The sequence below is a fragment of the Pirellulaceae bacterium genome (assembly GCA_029243025.1).
Lineage (GTDB): Bacteria > Planctomycetota > Planctomycetia > Pirellulales > Pirellulaceae.
Genome location: JAQWSU010000010.1, coordinates 54102 through 71340, shown reverse-complemented (window position 1 = coordinate 71340; position 17239 = coordinate 54102). Strand labels below are relative to the sequence as shown.

At 52.4% G+C, this 17239-nt stretch carries 10 protein-coding genes; 9 read left to right on the top strand and 1 reads right to left on the bottom strand.

Translation table 11 applies throughout. The annotated features are described in order from the left end of the window. Nucleotides 1-59 precede the first annotated feature (59 nt). Complete coding sequence (locus P8N76_05040; GenBank protein ID MDG2381017.1) at nucleotides 60-2387, top strand: ankyrin repeat domain-containing protein; 2328 nt, start codon at nucleotides 60-62, stop codon at nucleotides 2385-2387. A gap of 447 nt (nucleotides 2388-2834) precedes the next feature. After that, the gene (locus tag P8N76_05035) at nucleotides 2835-6149 is read left to right on the top strand and encodes an Ig-like domain-containing protein (GenBank protein ID MDG2381016.1); all 3315 of its coding nucleotides are present in this window, start codon (nucleotides 2835-2837) and stop codon (nucleotides 6147-6149) included. On the opposite strand, the gene P8N76_05030 is transcribed toward P8N76_05035, so the two are convergent. Next, nucleotides 6146-8047: an SLC13 family permease gene (locus P8N76_05030; protein ID MDG2381015.1), complete on the bottom strand. Its 1902-nt coding sequence runs from the start codon at nucleotides 8045-8047 to the stop codon at nucleotides 6146-6148. The genes P8N76_05035 and P8N76_05030 overlap by 4 nt on opposite strands. A gap of 172 nt (nucleotides 8048-8219) precedes the next feature. On the opposite strand from P8N76_05030, the gene P8N76_05025 reads away from it, so the two are divergent. The 7 genes from P8N76_05025 to P8N76_04995 all read left to right on the top strand — a co-directional run bounded on the left by P8N76_05025 (nucleotide 8220) and on the right by P8N76_04995 (nucleotide 17164). After that, entirely contained in the window at nucleotides 8220-8831 is a 612-nt protein-coding gene (locus tag P8N76_05025; protein MDG2381014.1) for a flavin reductase family protein, read from the top strand. A gap of 229 nt (nucleotides 8832-9060) precedes the next feature. After that, a complete protein-coding gene (gene hflX, locus P8N76_05020) occupies nucleotides 9061-10407 on the top strand; it encodes a GTPase HflX (GenBank protein MDG2381013.1) in 1347 nt (448 codons plus the stop codon). Between the two features lie 7 nt (nucleotides 10408-10414). Then, on the top strand, nucleotides 10415-11206 hold the full coding sequence (locus P8N76_05015; protein MDG2381012.1) for an SDR family NAD(P)-dependent oxidoreductase: 792 nt from the start codon (nucleotides 10415-10417) through the stop codon (nucleotides 11204-11206). Nucleotides 11207-11384: 178 nt separating this feature from the next. Then, nucleotides 11385-12833, top strand: coding sequence for a Gfo/Idh/MocA family oxidoreductase (locus P8N76_05010; protein MDG2381011.1), 1449 nt, complete (start codon nucleotides 11385-11387; stop codon nucleotides 12831-12833). 126 nt (nucleotides 12834-12959) lie between these two features. After that, entirely contained in the window at nucleotides 12960-13676 is a 717-nt protein-coding gene (locus tag P8N76_05005; protein ID MDG2381010.1) for an RNA pseudouridine synthase, read from the top strand. A gap of 501 nt (nucleotides 13677-14177) precedes the next feature. Further along, nucleotides 14178-14933, top strand: coding sequence for an ATP-binding cassette domain-containing protein (locus tag P8N76_05000; GenBank protein MDG2381009.1), 756 nt, complete (start codon nucleotides 14178-14180; stop codon nucleotides 14931-14933). Further along, on the top strand, nucleotides 14930-17164 hold the full coding sequence (locus P8N76_04995) for an ABC transporter permease subunit (protein ID MDG2381008.1): 2235 nt from the start codon (nucleotides 14930-14932) through the stop codon (nucleotides 17162-17164). Before P8N76_05000 ends, P8N76_04995 begins: the two co-directional genes overlap by 4 nt. Nucleotides 17165-17239: the final 75 nt, after the last annotated feature.

The following is a 17239-nucleotide window of genomic DNA, read 5'->3' as shown; positions in this document are numbered from 1 at the left end:
ACGCTGTTAACAGTGACTGGAATCAGTAAATGGAATCCGCATACCAGTGAGAACTTGTGATGGAGTGTGCACAATCGAGTGGTCTATGGCGATCGGTGACCTGGTTGGTTTTGCTTGCGAACGTTTCGATCGGTGTGGCAGACGACCGAATGACGACACATGCTTTTTTTGTCGCAATTCGAAATGGCGATCTCGGTGTCATGACATCGTTGCTGCGGCAAGGTACGCCAGCGAACCTTGTGTTGGATGATGAAACGACCGCACTCATGGTTGCGGCCCGTGATGGTACCGCACCGATGGTGGCGCGGTTGTTGGCGCATGGGGCCAACGCAAATAGTATCAATCGAGAAGGCGTGACTGCCTTACTTTGGGCTGCGGGAGATGTGCGAAAAGTCAGGAAGTTGATTGCTCATGGGGCCGATGTCAATGCTCCGTCTTCACTCGGCAACATTCCGCTACACGTTGCTGCTGGGCACAATGGAAACGTTGAAGCGGTCCGGATCTTACTTCGTCACGGCGCGAATGCTGCTACCAAAAATCGGAACAATGCCACGCCGCTCCGCTTCGCCGTTTTGGTGGGTGATCTAGAAATCGTGAAAGTGTTGTTGGATTGGGACGCCGAACAGAAGCGATTAGGAAAGCAACTCAGCACGCTTGATTTATCCTTGTTGGAACTCTCGACCCAGTACGGACACGAGCAGCTGTCTGAATTCTTGTTGAAACAACTCGCCGTTGAGACGAAGAGTGAACTTGCTTTGGGCAAATCGCTCAATAACGCGCTGTTGGCACAAAAACCAGCGCTTGCCCTGCGTCTCATTGAGCACGGTGCCGATTTAGAACATCGAACCTCCACCGGAAAAGTTCCCTCAATCGTCTTGTCGGCCTACTCCGAATGTGGTGATACGTCTGTTCCCCGAGCCTTGATTGAGCGTGGTGTCGATGTGACGGCACGAAATGAGGCGGATGAAACTGCACTGACATGGGCTCGCCGGCGTGGTGATTCGTCGGTGATCGCCTTATTGACCGATGCGGGGGTGCAGGAGTCGCCAGATCAGGAAAGAACGATTCCGAATCGATCGTTGCGCCGGCAGGACGCTGATTGGCAGCAGCGACTGAGCCAAGCGACTCGCAAGAGTTTAGCGTTGTTGCAGTTGAGTTCTGACGGATTTCTCGACGAACGCAAAAACTGTATTTCCTGTCATCACCAGAATCTACCGAGTGTGGCGCTGGGATGGGCTGCTGATCGAGGCATTGAGCTCGATCGAAAATCGATCGATCGAATGGTCGAGCGACAAATAAAAAAATGGAAACAGTTTTCCGAGCGTGCCTATCAGATGGATCGACCTGTACCGGTGGCCCCACGATTTCTTGGTTATGGGCTTTGGGGATTGGCGTCGCTAGGTTATCGGGCTGACTCGGTGACGGATGCTGCGGTGTGGTACTTGGCCGGGCTTCAACATCCCGATGGTCATTGGTCTGCTGGGATGTTACGACCGCCGCTAGGTGGTGCGGATGTTGTCGCGACCGCGATTTCGATGCGTTCACTGCAGCTCTATCCGATGCGTGGGAAAATGTCAGAAAATCGGGCGAGCATCAAGCGGGCCTCGCAATGGTTAGCGGCAAGTGAACCTCGCTACCACCAGGAAGTTGTTTTTCGCATGCTTGGACTTGCTTGGTCGGGCGTGCCCGCTCGACGACTGTCTGCATCGGTTAATAAGCTTTTGCAACAACAACGAGAGGATGGCGGCTGGTCGCAACTTCCCGATCTTCCGAGTGATGCGTGGGCGACAGGTCAATCTTTGGTCGCTTTGCATGTGGCGGGCAGATTGGATACTGAACATCCGGCTTACCAACGGGGACTCGAGTATCTGCTCCGGACTCAGTTTGATGATGGCTCTTGGTTTGTAAAAGCTCGTGCTTGGCCGTTTCAGTCTTATTTCGAGAGTGGATTTCCATTCGAGAATGATCAGTGGATCTCCGCGCCCGCGACCGCTTGGTCCGCGATGGCGATGACCCTGGCGATGACACCTGTTTCTCAAGCAACGGCCAATTCGGACCTCAGTCCCACTGAAGCAAAGATCAGCGTCGAGTTCGTTTCGGACATCAAACCTTTGCTTGACCGTTCCTGTGTTGGTTGTCATCGTGGCGGTGACGCCAAATCTGGATTTCGAGTTACGGATCGCGAATCGCTCCTGCAAGGCGGGGAGAGCGGGGAAATGGCGATCGTTGTTGGGAAAAGTTCTCAAAGCGCGTTGATTCGTATGGTGACGGGCGAGGGGGAAGAATCAGTCATGCCACCCCTGTCAAAACGAACAAAATATCCTGCGCTGAATCCGGGAGAAATCGCCAAATTACGAGCTTGGATTGACGCGGGTGCCCGTTGGTGATTATGCGGTTTGCCAGCGATAACCGCGGATCCATGGGGGCATCGACGGAGACGATGTCTTCCGGCTGAATCGGCGAGCAGCCTACATTCATTCCAAACCGGATAAACGGCGATCAGGTTGCCTATCGACGGGCCGTGTGCGCACTAGACTTGTCGTAGACGGCCCAAATGTCCGATCAATTCTTGCAAGAGGTAAATGTACCGGCTTTGAAATAGAAAATGATGTGCAACCTTGTTTGCGATCTTGATGGTTTCACTTTGCCGATGCCGCACCAGATTGACTTCAGAGAGCAGCACCTGCGACATGTATTTTGACTTTCTCGCCTTGCGCCAACGAATCCTGGCACGATTTCGACGAAGAACGAACGCTCTGAAGGCATCACCTGACCGATTCGGTTGTGATGTTGCGACTCTGGAGTCTCGGACGTTGTTCAGCGGAACACCCTTGATGCTTGATGGCATCGAACTGGATTCGTTCGAAGACGCGCCCGATCAACAGATCGATCTCAATGCTTATTTTTCTGCAGACCAGTCGAGTGGTCAGGCTGATTACTCGTTGGAATCACAATCGGGCGACATGCTGATTGACGAAATCGTGATCGATGAGGAGGGATGGCTCAAGCTTAGTTTTGCGGATAATCAGCATGGGCAAGCCGGGCTCATACTGCAGTCGCTTGATTCAGTCGGAAACATCGAAAAGCTGCCGGTTTTGATCAATTTAGAATCGACGAACGATGCGCCGACGACGACCGGCATCTTGGATATATCCGTGGCTCCGGATGTCAGTCAGACGGTGATCAATTTGCACGCAGCGTTTGATGATGTTGAGGATGGAAGCAGCGGACTGACGTATCAGGTCACTGCAAATTCCAATGCTGATCTTTTCGACGCGATTCGCATTAATCAAGAACAAGGAAGTCTGATTCTTGAGCATGCCAGCGGGCAAACTGGCTTCGCTGATGTGACGGTGGTCGCAACCGATTCGGGTGGCCTTTCCGTTGGCATGGCAACGAGCGAAGATTTCGCGGTCTACAACAAGATATTCGGGCGCAACGGCACAAGTCCTGATACGACAGAGCTCGGTTTGAAACCGATCGATTTATGGACTGGATGGCGATTCTGGGAACGCGTGAATGGCGCCTATGCGACCGACGAATTGTCGACTGAAAAGTTTACCCGCTTTCTCACCAATCCGGAATACACCGATCCGACACATCAACATGTCTTCAATATCGAGACTTCGGATCACGTGAATACAGCTGAAGGTCGCGACAATTTTGCTGAGCTGCTCGGATTCGCCAAGGAGGTAAATCCTGATTTAGAGATTGGTGTCTATCGAATTATGCCCGAACGAATTTGGACAGCCCCGGTGGTCGTCCAACGTGGCATGGATGAGGCAGCAAAGGGATTATCAACCTTCGCATCGCAGAATTATGGCTATTTTGAGCAATCCATTCAGAATTGGCATGCACGCAATGAATTGTTTCGAACGGAGCCGGTTAGTGCGGAGTTTGGTGGTGGAACGGTTGCCGAATTGATCGATACCGTGAATCCATCGCTCTACACGCTTTCTCTCGACTTCATGGAGTACTTTCGCGGAGCTGAATTGGATGCGGTCTCAAATACGTTAGTTGTTGATGCAAAGGGGCCGACCTTTGATGACGTCGAGAGAGTTAAACTCGAGATCGCGGTCGATGCGGAATTGAACAACGGTCTCGAAACGGGTATCGAATACTACGTGATCAATGTCGATGGCCGCAGCTTTCAGCTTTCAACAACTCCCGATGGGAATCCGATTGATTTTGACGATGATTTTTCTGGCCGAATTTATGCGGCTGCGACGGGAGATTTGCAATATACGTTTCACGACTCAAATGTTCGTTACTGGCATACCTATGCTGAGACCAACATTGCGGAAGCCCGCAAGTTTGGCAAGCCGGTCAATGCGTGGATTTCGCCAAGTGTTTCGGGGCTGGGAATTGAACAGTTCAGTTATGATTTCTTTCGATGGCAGCTCGAGGTCTTACGTCCACTGGTTGACGGTGTCACGGTTTATCAATGGCCCTCATTCGAAGGATCCTTTTACGTTCAGCAGGCGTGGTGGCAGGCGTTGGATGACTTCATGGACACAACCGATCAGTCGGCGAATGAATTCCGAATTACCGTCGCGGAAACACCACTTGAAAATCAGGCTCCTGTGGCTCGAGTTGATTCGCTGGCCGCTGTCGAAGATAGCCCTATTTCATGGCAGGTTAACGAACTACTCCGGAATGATCTTGACGCGGAGTCCGATCAACTGGAACTGGCCAACTTCTCTCAACCCGAACATGGAACTCTTGTGCGGCAAGCGAACGGTTCGCTGCTTTATCAGGCGGATGATAACTACTTTGGACAAGATATGTTTTGGTATCGAGCGACCGATGGCAACGGGGTCTCGAACGCCGCTTGGGCGCGGATTGATGTGCGATCTGTCAATGACCGTCCTGTCGCCATCGCCGACCAGCTGACGACAGGACAGTCCGAGACGCTGTTTCTTGGCCCCTACCGCCTGCTCCCCAACGATTTCGATGTCGACGGTGATACCCTCCAAGTTCGCTTGTCGGAGGGACCGTCCCACGGCACGTTAAAGCAAAACGCCAAGGGCTTCCTGATCTACACTCCCGATGCGGAGTTTGTTGGTAGAGATGAGTTTCAGTACCAAGTTTCGGATGGAATCGCCTTGTCGTCATCGGCAACAGTGATCGTTGATGTGACGGCAGATAACAGTGCTCCCGTTGCGGTGAGCGATCGAATCGTGATTGAGGAAGATCAACCGATGTTCTTTCAGCCTGATCGATTGCTGAGCAACGATCAGGACTCGGACGGTGATCCGTTGACGATACAAATTGCCAGCCTTCCTGCCCATGGGACTGTGACCCATCGGGACGATGGGAGATGGCTGTATACTCCGGAAGGAGACTATCACGGTACAGACGAATTTTACTATCGGGCGTTGGATGGGAAATCGAAATCGAATCTCGCCAAAGTTTCACTCGTGGTACAGCCAATTAACGACAATCCAATCGCGGTGTCTGATGAATTGACTACAACGGAAGATACACGGCTTATCTTTGCTGATCATCGCTTACTTGCGAACGATTTGGATGTCGACAGTCAATCACTTCGCGTCGTCCTGGTTGACTCACCTACGCATGGTGTATTACGACGTAATCTGAACGAGGCGTTCGTCTATACGCCTGCCTTGAATTTCCACGGACTCGATCAATTCACTTATCGTATATCCGATGGTGAAGGTCAGTCGAATCCGGTTGCCGTTCAAATTCAAGTGGTTTCAGAAAACGACGCTCCCATCGCAAGCGTTGATGACTACCAAGTGTCAGCCGATCAAATTTTGACGGTAGGTGCGAACACAGGAGCGCTCAGCAACGATCGCGACCCCGAGAATGACTCGTTGTCGGCTCGGTTGTATCATGGTCCGAGCCATGGCAAGGTGACGCTTGACTCAACCGGTTCCTTTTCTTACGAGCCCGATGCGGGTTTTCAGGGGATCGATACGTTTCGTTATGTGGCCTTCGATAGAAGCGGTGGCGGATCGATAGGGGCTGTTCGGATTCGTGTTACGGCGGCAGAGAGCGTGGAAGTCGATGACTCTCCGCTGGAAGAAATCTCGGCCGTTTCGCAGGGAACGGGCTCTCGATTCAATCAACGAATCGAAGCTTTGCTGCGACAGATGTCGCTGCCCTCATCGCGTTCAGGACGCTAGAAGGGCCAAATCCAAGGGATCAAAATGATCGCGGTCATTGACACGAGAATCGCGATGGGCGCCCCTACGGTGAGATAGTCTTTGGGGCGATACCCGCCCGGTCCCATCACCATCAAATTAGTTTGGTATCCAATGGGTGTCAAAAAAGATAGTGATGCGGCCAATGCGATGGCCATCACAAATGGTCTGGGGTTGATCTGTGCATTCGCCGCGATCCCGACAGCAAGAGGGAGAAGGATTGTGGCGACTGCATTATTGGTGATCAATTCGGTAAAGAGCATCGCCATCACGTAGATGACGATTAACAGGATCATCGGATGGTCGCCTACGCCGGAGACAATAAGCTGTGAAATGACATTCGCAGCACCACTTTTCTCCAACGCTTTCCCCAGGCCAAGTGCTCCCACAATCGTGAGTAGCACTTGGAGGTTTAATGATGCGCGTGCGTCGGCGACCGACAAGCATCGCGTGGCGATCATCAGCCCCGCAATCGTGATGCCGACAATGGCCGGAAAGGCACTGTCGTTCGCCATGGGAAGGATGGCTTGTACCGATTTCAGATTGGCGAGAATCAACCAAGCGATGAGGATAATTCCCAGGATGCCTGCTGTTAAGGTGCGATCGTGTCTCCGTGGTGAATACTCATCGACCGCACTCACGAGATAAAAGTGAGGGTTGTTACGGTGTTGAGCAACAAAGTCGTCGCGAGTTTGCAGCAGAATCGTGTCGCCGGGAGCAAGCTTGATGTCGCCGATTTTTTGACCCACATGGGCTCCGTCCCGATGCACGGCCACGACTGCTGCGTTGTAACGACGACGAAAGTTGGCTGCTTTCACCGTTGTTCCGATCAGCGGCGATGACCGTGACAAGACGGCTTCGGTCATGTTTCGACGATGGTCGCGCACCAACTGACTTCCGTAAATGGGCTCTGTGGCGGGTACTAAGCCCGGGAATTTTTCCAGGTCGACGATGGTACTCACGACACCGACAAAGACGAGACGATCTCCCGCCCGAAGGACGTCTTCTGGAGCCACCGGTGTGACGATGTCACCGTCGCGATCGATCTCGATTAAAAACAAACCGGGAAGTTCGCGAAGGCCAGCAGACTCAACCGAGCGTCCAATCATACGGCAATCTGATTGAACAAGCATTTCAACGACATACTCACGTCGGTTTTCGGATAGTTGTTCAATCATGTCGGTTCGATTGGGAAGCAATCTTCGTCCGACCAAAAAAAGAATTCCAGTTCCCATCAATGCACAAGGCAGTCCGACGCGACCGATTTCGAACAAGCTCATCGGCGCTACGCCCTCGATGAATGCCGCCTGGTATCGCGCTTGCTCAACGCTCAAATCTTGGGCTGTCGACAAAAACTCGTTCTGGCGTGTCGTGTATTGTTTTTCCAACAGACTATTAACAATCAGAGTGGTGCTGGTTCCGATCAGCGAGCAAACGCCACCTAGGATGGCCAAGTAGCTGACTGGCATCATCAATCGTGATGGTGAGATGTTCCGACGTCGGCACCATTCAATCACGACGGGGACCATCATCGCGACCAAAGCTGTGTTCAACAAGAAAGCGGACGTTGATAACAAGGCGATCGCCAGACGACGCATGGCCTGTGTTTCGGTTTTGGCCGATCCGAGCAGGGTTTGTCCTATCCAGTCCAAGACACCCGTCGACCGGAGGCCTGCGGCAACTGCCAGCAGGGCTCCGATTGCAATTACCGCTGGATTCGCAAAACCAGCGAGCGCTTCAGTGGGAGTAATGACGCCGCTGAGTGTGACCCCGATCAAAGCACCGAGGAAGAGAACGTCCACGGGGGCTCCGCGCCGAATCTGCAGCACGGTAAATACCACAAACGTGATGAAAATCGCGATCCACGCGTCCAATGGCATCGTCAGCTTTGTACCGTTTGTCTAGGGTTTCGAATCAGGACGATCCGCCTCAAACTCGCATTCTTGTGAAAGCGAACACCGCACATGATGTGCGAGACTTGCATTTGGTACAACAGCGACTTAATCGGTGTTTTCTTGAGATCAGCGAGAACTTAGAAACGGGAATGCTACGATGAGCGGGGATTCTAGCAGCGCTGTGGCTGATGTTTTGGCCAAGATTAGTCGTGAATTGTGGCTGGTTACGGCCGCCCATCAAGGCCAGCAAGGGGGGTTAGTCGCAACCTGGGTGACTCAGGCGTCGTTAGATGCGAATCCGGCCGTTTTTGTGGTAAGTCTGGCCGCCAATCACTTTACCCGTGAACTGGTGGACGCCAGCGAATCTTTGGGACTGCATCTCATCAGTCAACGCCAATCAAGACTTGCCCATCAATTTGCTGCTCAAACTGGACGCGATGTCGATAAATTTGCCGGTGTCGATTGGGTGGCCGGAACGACTGGGACGCCCCGCCTCACTGGCGTCGTGGCTTGGTTGGAATGCCAGGTGATTGCGCGCCTTTCGACAGGGGATCGGCTCTTTTATTGGGTGAAAGTGATTGACGGACGCTTGGAAAGCGAGGAAGCTCCGCTTACCGATGATGCTTGGATTTCTTCGCTTTCGGAGGTCGAACGGGCCGAATTGGGACGCGATCGACGACGAGATATTGAACTCCAGCGTCCCTTGTTCGACGCTTGGGTGAAACGGTTGCCCGGCGATCTGCAACCTGGCAATCGCGATGCCAAGTGAACCTCTTGCCGACTCCGATGTCGATTTTGAGACCGGTTGAGGGAACAATAAGTCGCCAGTCTCCTTGTAAAATCCCGAAATCCCCCAGAAAGCCCCCGGGACGACTTAGGTTTCGACTGATTCCCGGTTAAACTGGTAAAGGAGCCTTTCTGTTCAGGCGAGGGTCTGATTAGAGTACGGGCTCTGCTTGAAAAACGTTGTTCCAATGCCTTGGAGGATCTCTCAAAACGTGACAGACATTGATCGTACCCAAAGCCTCGTCAGCGAGTCCGCTGTACTCGTGGGCGTGATCCTCCCAGAGAATGAGCATCTTGCGGATGATCTTGAGGAACTACAAGGGTTAGCCAATGCTGCCGGTTGCTCTGTGGCCGGCCTTCTCACCCAACGGAAAGACCGGCCCGATAGTACCTTTTACTTGGGGAAGGGGAAGGCCGAGGAGTTGCGAGTTCTGGTCGAGTCGACCGATGCCGACGTGATCATTTTTGACAATGATCTCACCCCGGCCCAAACGCGATCGTTGGAAAAGGCAACGAATACGAAGGTCATCGATCGTACCGAATTAATTCTCGACATCTTCGCATCTCATGCGCGTACTTACGAATCGAGGCTGGCAGTCGAGTTAGCCCAATTGGAGTATTCGTTACCTCGGCTCAAGCGAATGTGGACTCATCTATCTCGTTTGAATATGGGCGTCGGCATGCGCGGCCCAGGTGAAAAACAATTGGAGGTGGACCGTCGGCTTGTTGAGAAACGGATTCACGATTTGCGAAGTGATCTGAAAAAGATTGAGCGTCGACGCGAACGGCAAGTGGCCGGGCGTAGTGATCATATGACCGTTTCTTTGGTGGGTTACACTAACGCGGGCAAGAGCACCTTGATGAATACGTTGACCGGGGCAGGCGTGTTGGCCGCGGACCAACTCTTTGCAACACTTGATACGCGCACCCGTCGTTGGCAGTTGCCGCATTGGGGGCCCGTCTTGTTGAGCGATACGGTTGGCTTTATTCGAAATTTGCCCCATCGTTTGATCGCCAGCTTTAAAGCGACGTTGGAAGAAGCTCGCCAGACCGATCTTCTCTTGCATGTTTGTGATGCGTCAAACAATTCGGTTCTCGATCAAGTTTCTGCTGTCTATGGTGTCCTCGAAGATTTGGACATCGAAGAAAAGAACACCCTGTTGGTCGTTAATAAGATTGATTCAACTTCCTCGCGTGTTGCGGTAGAGGGGATTTTGCGTCGCTACCCGAACGCGATTCCCGTGAGTGCCAAAACTGGCGAAGGGCTTGAGCTATTAGCTCACAAAGTCAGCGACGCGTTGAGTTATGCGTTTTGCGACGTTGATGTTGAGATGAATGTTGACAATGGAAAACTGATGGCTTATCTCGCAGCGAACGGCGAGATCCTTTCTCGTAGCTATGTCGATAATCGAGTTTCAATTCATTGCCGGATGCCGAAGAAGCATTTGGGACGAATTCGAGATTCGAGTGTAGAGATTCGCGCCCATCAAGCGGCTTCGGTGAATCCGCCCGATGAACAGGACAGTGTAGGGGACTCGACCATCGAGGATGTGGCCTAGGAGCGGTATGCGACGAAAGTTAGACGGAGCTCGAGTGCTTCTGACAGGCGCCTCAAGCGGAATCGGACGAGCGTTGGCGAGAGAGCTTGCGGAGCAACGGGCGGATTTGCTGATTACGGCTCGTCGAGGAGATCGCCTGGAAACACTGGCTACCGACCTCCGCTCCCAGGGCCTTCGCGTCTCCGTCGTCGTAGGTGACATCGTTCTGTCTACCACGCGTGACGAGTTAGTGCGAACAGCGGTTAGTGAATTCGATGGTTTGGATATCCTGATCAATAACTCGGGTGTCGGCACTTATGGTGCCTTCTCGACGTCCGACGAAAATCGATTGCGTCGTTTGATGGAGGTGAATTTTTTTGCCCCCGCCGAACTAATACGCGCGACGCTTCCCCTGTTGAAGGACGGTCGAGACCCGTTAATTGTTAATGTGGGTTCTGTCCTGGGCCATTTTGCTGTCCCAAACAAAAGTGAATATTGTGCGAGCAAGTTCGCGATGCATGGCTTCTCCGATTCATTGCGATGCGAACTGGTTTCGAAAAACATTGGTCTCTTGCTGGTAAGTCCAAGCACTACCAAAAGCGAGTTCTTCGATAGCTTGATCGATCCTCAGGTAGCTCCCACGGTGAGTCCGTTTCAGATGACTCCTGAGGCAGTGGCGAGTCGAATTGTTTCCGCCATGCGATCGCGACGGCGCGAGATTGTGCTTTCGGTCGGCGGTAAAATGCTTGTGGCCGTCGATCGACTTGTACCCTGGCTTACGAATTGGATTTTTGCCCGATTCGGCGGGAGGAAGTTTTAGCACGAACTTCAACTCCTCGGTGCAACTTTTCTTCTGCGACTTTTCTTTCAAAGTGCATCGGGATTTCGAATGTGATACAATTTCGACATGCAAGTTCCCCCCAAGGCGCGTTAGGCGTCAGGAGCGGGTAAGTGTCCTGCTAATCCCTGAAAAAACGACTAAAAGAGGAATGCCCTCCATGAACGTTCGTAACCGGCGCCAATTTCTTGAAGATTCCATGTTTGCCACCGCAGCGGCTGTTGCGACTGGAGCGACGACCGGCTTACGGGCCGAAGAGAAGCCGAAAAATACGAGTCCAAATGACAAGTTGAACGTGGCTGTTGTCGGAGTGAATGGTCGAGGTAAATCTCATCTTGGCGCATTTGTGGGACGCAGTGATGCGAACATTACACACATTTGCGACGCGGATGCTGCCGTGGGCCAGCGGCAGGTCGAGAAAGTTGCGGAGCGTCAACAACATGCACCAAAGTTTTCCCAAGATATTCGGAAAATGTTGGAAGACGATTCGATCGACATTGTCACCGTTGCTACACCCAATCATTGGCACGCATTAGCGTCGATTTGGGCCATGCAGGCCGGTAAGGATGTGTATGTTGAAAAACCGGTAAGCCACAACGTCTTCGAGGGGCGTGTGATAGTTGACGTAGCTCGAAAGGAAAATAAAATCTGCCAGACGGGCACTCAGTGCCGTTCTAACCCCGGCATGATCGCCGCCATGGACTTTGTTCATCAGGGCGGGATCGGCACGGTAAAGGTCGCTCGCGGCCTATGTTACAAACGCAGAGGATCGATTGGGAAGCGTGGTGAATACGCTTCACCCGAATCAGTGGACTACGACGTCTGGCTTGGCCCTGCTCAACAGCAAGCCGTGACCCGACCCCGATTTCATTACGATTGGCATTGGCAATCGCCGTTTGGAAATGGCGATCTTGGAAATCAAGGTATCCATCAAATGGATTTGGCCCGTTGGGGATTGGGCGTAGATCAGCTGAGCGATTCGGTCATTAGCTATGGTGGCCGATTCGGATACGAAGATGCCGGCGACGTCGCCAACACACAAGTTGTGTTACACGCGTATGGCGATAAATCGCTTGTGTTTGAAGTGCGCGGACTCGAAACCTCGGACTATAAGGGTGCCCGAGTTGGTGTCATCTTTGAAGGCGAGGATGGTTATGTCGTGATGACGAGTTACAGTTCGGGAGCCGCATTCGACTTGGATGGTAACAAGATTCGTGAGTTCAACGGTGGGGCTGATCACTATGCCAACTTTGTGGCTGCTGTACGAAGTCGTGATCATCGTGATTTGAACGCTGATATCCTTGAAGGGCATCTTTCGAGTGCACTTTGCCACCTCGGGAATATCTCCTATCAATTAGGAGATCCGATTCAAGTCGGTGAGCTGGAGGATCGCTTGCAAGCTTTGGAGGTCGCAGACAATGCCCAGCAAACTTTGAATCGAACACTGGAACATCTGCAGCGAAACAAGGTCGATTATGCTGCAACCCCATTCCATTTGGGACAGCATTTGCCCTTCGATCCGGCGACAGAGACCTTTGTCGATCATCCCGAAGCAGATGCGATGTTGACTCGTGAGTATCGCGAACCGTTTGTCGTTCGCCCTGTCTAGGGACGTGTTGAAACCCAATGCCGTGCTGTTGCTGTTCCGTAAGGGACACATCACGCACGGCATTTTTTGTGCGAAGGGAAGTGTGCAATCGAAGATCGTGCCAATGAGATGGAGCCCGCCGGCAGCGTGAATGTGATCTGGGAGCAGCATCCCTGTCTGGTGCTCAACAAGCCGGCTGGGGTTCTGACTCAATCACCGCCTGAAATTGATAGCCTGGATAAACGCTTACGCGCCTTCTTGAAACAACGCGAAAGCCATCCGGGAAATCCCTATGTCGGAGTGCCCCATCGACTTGATCGGCCAACTTCCGGTGCCATCGTTTTTGCGAGGCATGTTCGCGCTACGAGACGATTGTCAGAGCAATTTTCCGGTCGAATGGTTGAAAAGGTCTACTGGGCGTTGGTGCAAGGCCAAGTCTCTCCAGTCAGCGGCCAATGGTGCGATAAGATGCGAAAGATTCCCAATCAACCAAAAGCCGAATTAGTTGATTGCAACCATCCCGACGGCCGCTCGGCCGTGCTGAACTATGAAGTCATCAAGCACGATGAATTTGGCAGTTGGTTACAGATTCGGCTGGACACGGGACGTATGCACCAAATTCGCTTGCAGTGCGCTGCTCGCGGCCATCCAGTACTCGGGGATATCGACTACGGGGCGACGATTGAATTTGGGCCTGCCGTCGACCATTGGCGCAGCCGGTGGATTGCTCTTCACGCACGTCGCATCGGTTTTCGGCATCCGAAAACCCGTGAGCCAGTTGAGGTCGTCGCGCCGCTTTGGCCCGCTTGGTTAACGCTGCGAGATCCATCGTATTGGCAAGTCGTCGCTTCGAGAAACGTGTAGTTTGTTTGTTCACGCCAACGGGAAACGAAGCGGAATCACGTCGCTTCGAGGAAGACTTTTAACGTTGAGATTGGTTGTGTGGATTGCAAGGAATATTTTCTTGGAATATATCGGTCGTGCTCCGCGAGTGAAGCGACTGACCGGTGGTGGTGGGGCTTTGACGAGATCGCTTGACTACGTTTTAATTCAGGGAGACCGCAGCGAATAGAAGCAAAGGGTTGTCCTGCGATCCGCACGACCCGTTCGTCTAGGTCTTGCAGACTCATCGAGGGGAACGAACAGGAGAAGTTGTGTCAATCCGACAGTGTTTGGACTCCACTCGGGATAGTCACTGTTGCTTTCTGGCAACCTGGGATCGACTTGTCGAATGAGCTAAGCTGAATGGGCAGAGAAGTCTTGTCATGACAAGCCGTGTGCAGGGGCTGCCGTTCACGTCGAATATCTTTGGCTGTGATGTTGTTTCGATGTGATGATTCGCGATGATCAATTAGGCCATTAACTATGATTCATGTCCGTGAGCTTACGAAGGCCTATGCCGATTTGCGTCGCGGCAAAGTTCTGGCACTATCGGGGCTGACATTAGATGCCTATCCCGGACAGGTTTATGGTCTGTTGGGGCCGAATGGAGCCGGAAAGACGACCGCGCTACGCATTCTCAGTACGGTACTTCGCCCCAGCAGCGGATCCGCCTCAATCAACGGTTATCACGTGGTTAACCGACCGTCGATGGTTCGACGGCAGATCGGCTTTGTGTCGGCGAATACGGCCGTTTATGACCGGATGACCGCAGCAGAAATGGTGGAGTACTTTGGCAAACTTCACGGCTTGGAACGTGATGTCTTAGCGGAACGGACTGAGAGTCTCTTTCAGCGATTGCAGATGAATGAAATTCGTGATGTACTTGGCGCAAAGATGTCGACCGGGATGAAGCAGAAGGTTTCCATTGCACGGGCCTTGATTCACGATCCGCCTGTTTTGATCTTTGATGAGGCGACTGTGGGGCTTGATGTCTTGGTGGCAAGATCTCTCTTGCAGACGATTGCAGAACTTCGCGACATGGGGAAATGCATTATTTTTTCCACCCACATTATGAGTGAAGTGGAACGACTCTGTGATCGCATCGCGATCATTTATCGAGGGCATATCCTCTCAGAGGGGACCTTGCCTGAATTACGGCAAACGCATGGTGAGGACGATTTGGAAGAATTGTTTTTTCAGCTGATTTCGCGCCACGACGAACAACGGACGGCTCCATGAAGTGGTACAACGTTAAGTTGATTCTTCAACGCGAATTGCGCGATCAGCTCCGTGATCGACGGACGATCTTTATGATTGCCGTTTTGCCGTTGCTGCTCTATCCCTTGATCGGAGTGTCATTTCTCCAGGTTGCTCAGTTTGTTCAGGAAAGTCCAGTTCGAGTTTTGTTGATCGGCAGAGATGATCTTCCAGCCGAACCGCGATTTGTCGTAGGGACCGATGAAAATGAACAAGGGTTGCAAATCGCGCCCGAATTGTTTTCCAGTCCTGAGCGAGCGCGGTTGGTGGTGCTGACGGCCGACTCTGGACTCTCGGTAAGCCGAGAAAACATTGAAAGGCTGGCGCGAGATGCACTGCGTAGCAATGAATATGATGTGGTGGTTTATATTCCACCAAGCTTTGCAAAACAGATTGATGATCATCTGTTGAGTGATCGCGACACGGGGCCGGTACCCAGCCCGATGGTATGTTTTTCTGGTGCAAAAGATCGCTCTCGGGCCGCCTATGATCGTGTGGGCATGTTGCTCGATCGTTGGCGAGATCAGATGATCGAGCTGGCCTTGTCAGACCGCCAGATTCCCGAATCCATCGCCGAACCTTTTCAAATTACGAATCGAGATGTGTCGCAGTCGACCAGCTTGCGGGCGGCCATGTGGTCGAAGATTCTTCCGTTCGTTTTAATCGTTTGGGCGCTGACTGGTGCTTTCTATCCTGCGATTGACATTTGTGCCGGTGAAAAAGAACGGGGAACGTTAGAGACTTTACTTTCGAGTCCTGCGGAACGTCGTGAGATCGTTTGGGGGAAACTGCTGACGGTGGTGATCTTTAGCATCGCAACATCGCTGTTGAACCTGATCAGTTTGACGGTCACCGGAGCGGTGATCATCGCGAGAATTAATCCGATACAAAGCGATGGAGGTGCCTCGATATTAGGCCCGCCTCCGTTGAGTACGATGGGCTGGCTATTTCTCGCTTTGCTACCACTGGCTGCGCTGTTTAGCGCCTTGGCGCTTGCTTTTGCTACGATGGCGCGGAGCAGCAAAGAGGGACAGTATTATCTAATGCCGCTGCTGCTGGTTACGATGCCACTGGCAGTGATTCCTGTGATGCCGAGTACAGAAATCAATCTTGGCAACAGTTTGATTCCGATTACCGGCGTGATGCTCCTGTTGCGCTGCCTGATCGAAGGCGACTACGCATCAGCGATTCGATATGCTTTACCTGTAATCGGTGTCACGGCTTTATGTTGTCGACTCGCTGTGGGGTGGGCTGTTCATCAATTCAATGATGAATCGGTTTTGTTTGACGAGTCTGAGCGATTCGACTTGAAACTGTTGCTTTACCACTTTGTGCGAGACCGATCCAATACGCCGACTTGTGCCGAAGCCTTCATGTGTGGCGTAATTCTGTTGTTGCTGCAATTTTTTGTGCGGCTTGTCGCGCCGGCACCCATTTCTTGGTCCTCGTTCGTGGTCTCCACTGCGATCGTTCAGTTGGCCTTGATTGTCGCTCCTGTACTCTTGATGACCACAATGCTTACGTCCAGTCCTGTAAGTACTTTACTGCTGCGGATACCTCGCTTCAGTGTGGTCTTTGCTGCGGTATTGCTGGCGGTGTTCTTACACCCGGCCGCGGTGGGTATGCGGGAATTGGTTCAGTGGCTATACCCGATCAGCCCCGAAACATTGGAGCAACTATCGGGCTTTGCGAAAATCGCCGAAGGCGTCCCCATGTGGCAAATGATCGCGCTGTTGGCATTCATGCCGGCAATTTGCGAAGAACTTGCATTTCGAGGCTTCATTCTGTCGGGCATGCGGCACATCGGCAGTAAGGGAACGGCGATTCTATTGAGCAGCGCCTTCTTTGGCATTGTCCATGGGATGCTGCAACAATCGTTGAATGCCTTCGTGCTTGGCTTGTTGCTCGGATACATTGCGGTGCACACCGGAAGTATTCTGCCTTGTATGATCTTTCATGGTTGCCACAATGGCTTGCAGCTATTTTCTGCGAGCTTCATGAATGGCGACTTTGTCGAGAGCCATCCGCGAATGGAACAGTTTTTGGTCGAATCAGTCCAAATGCCGGGTAGCTACGTCTATCGAGTTCCGATACTCATTCTTAGTATTCTTGCCAGCGGTAGCCTACTCTGCTGGTTTAGGAGTCTGCCTTACACGAGGTCCGCTGAAGAACAACTACAGGATACGCTCGATAAACAAGGTGCAAACGCCTAGCCTGGTGATCGAGCGTTTGGCAGATCCTCTCGCCTTTGTCTCGACGTCGAAATGGGTTGCGTTCGTACTGAGTCG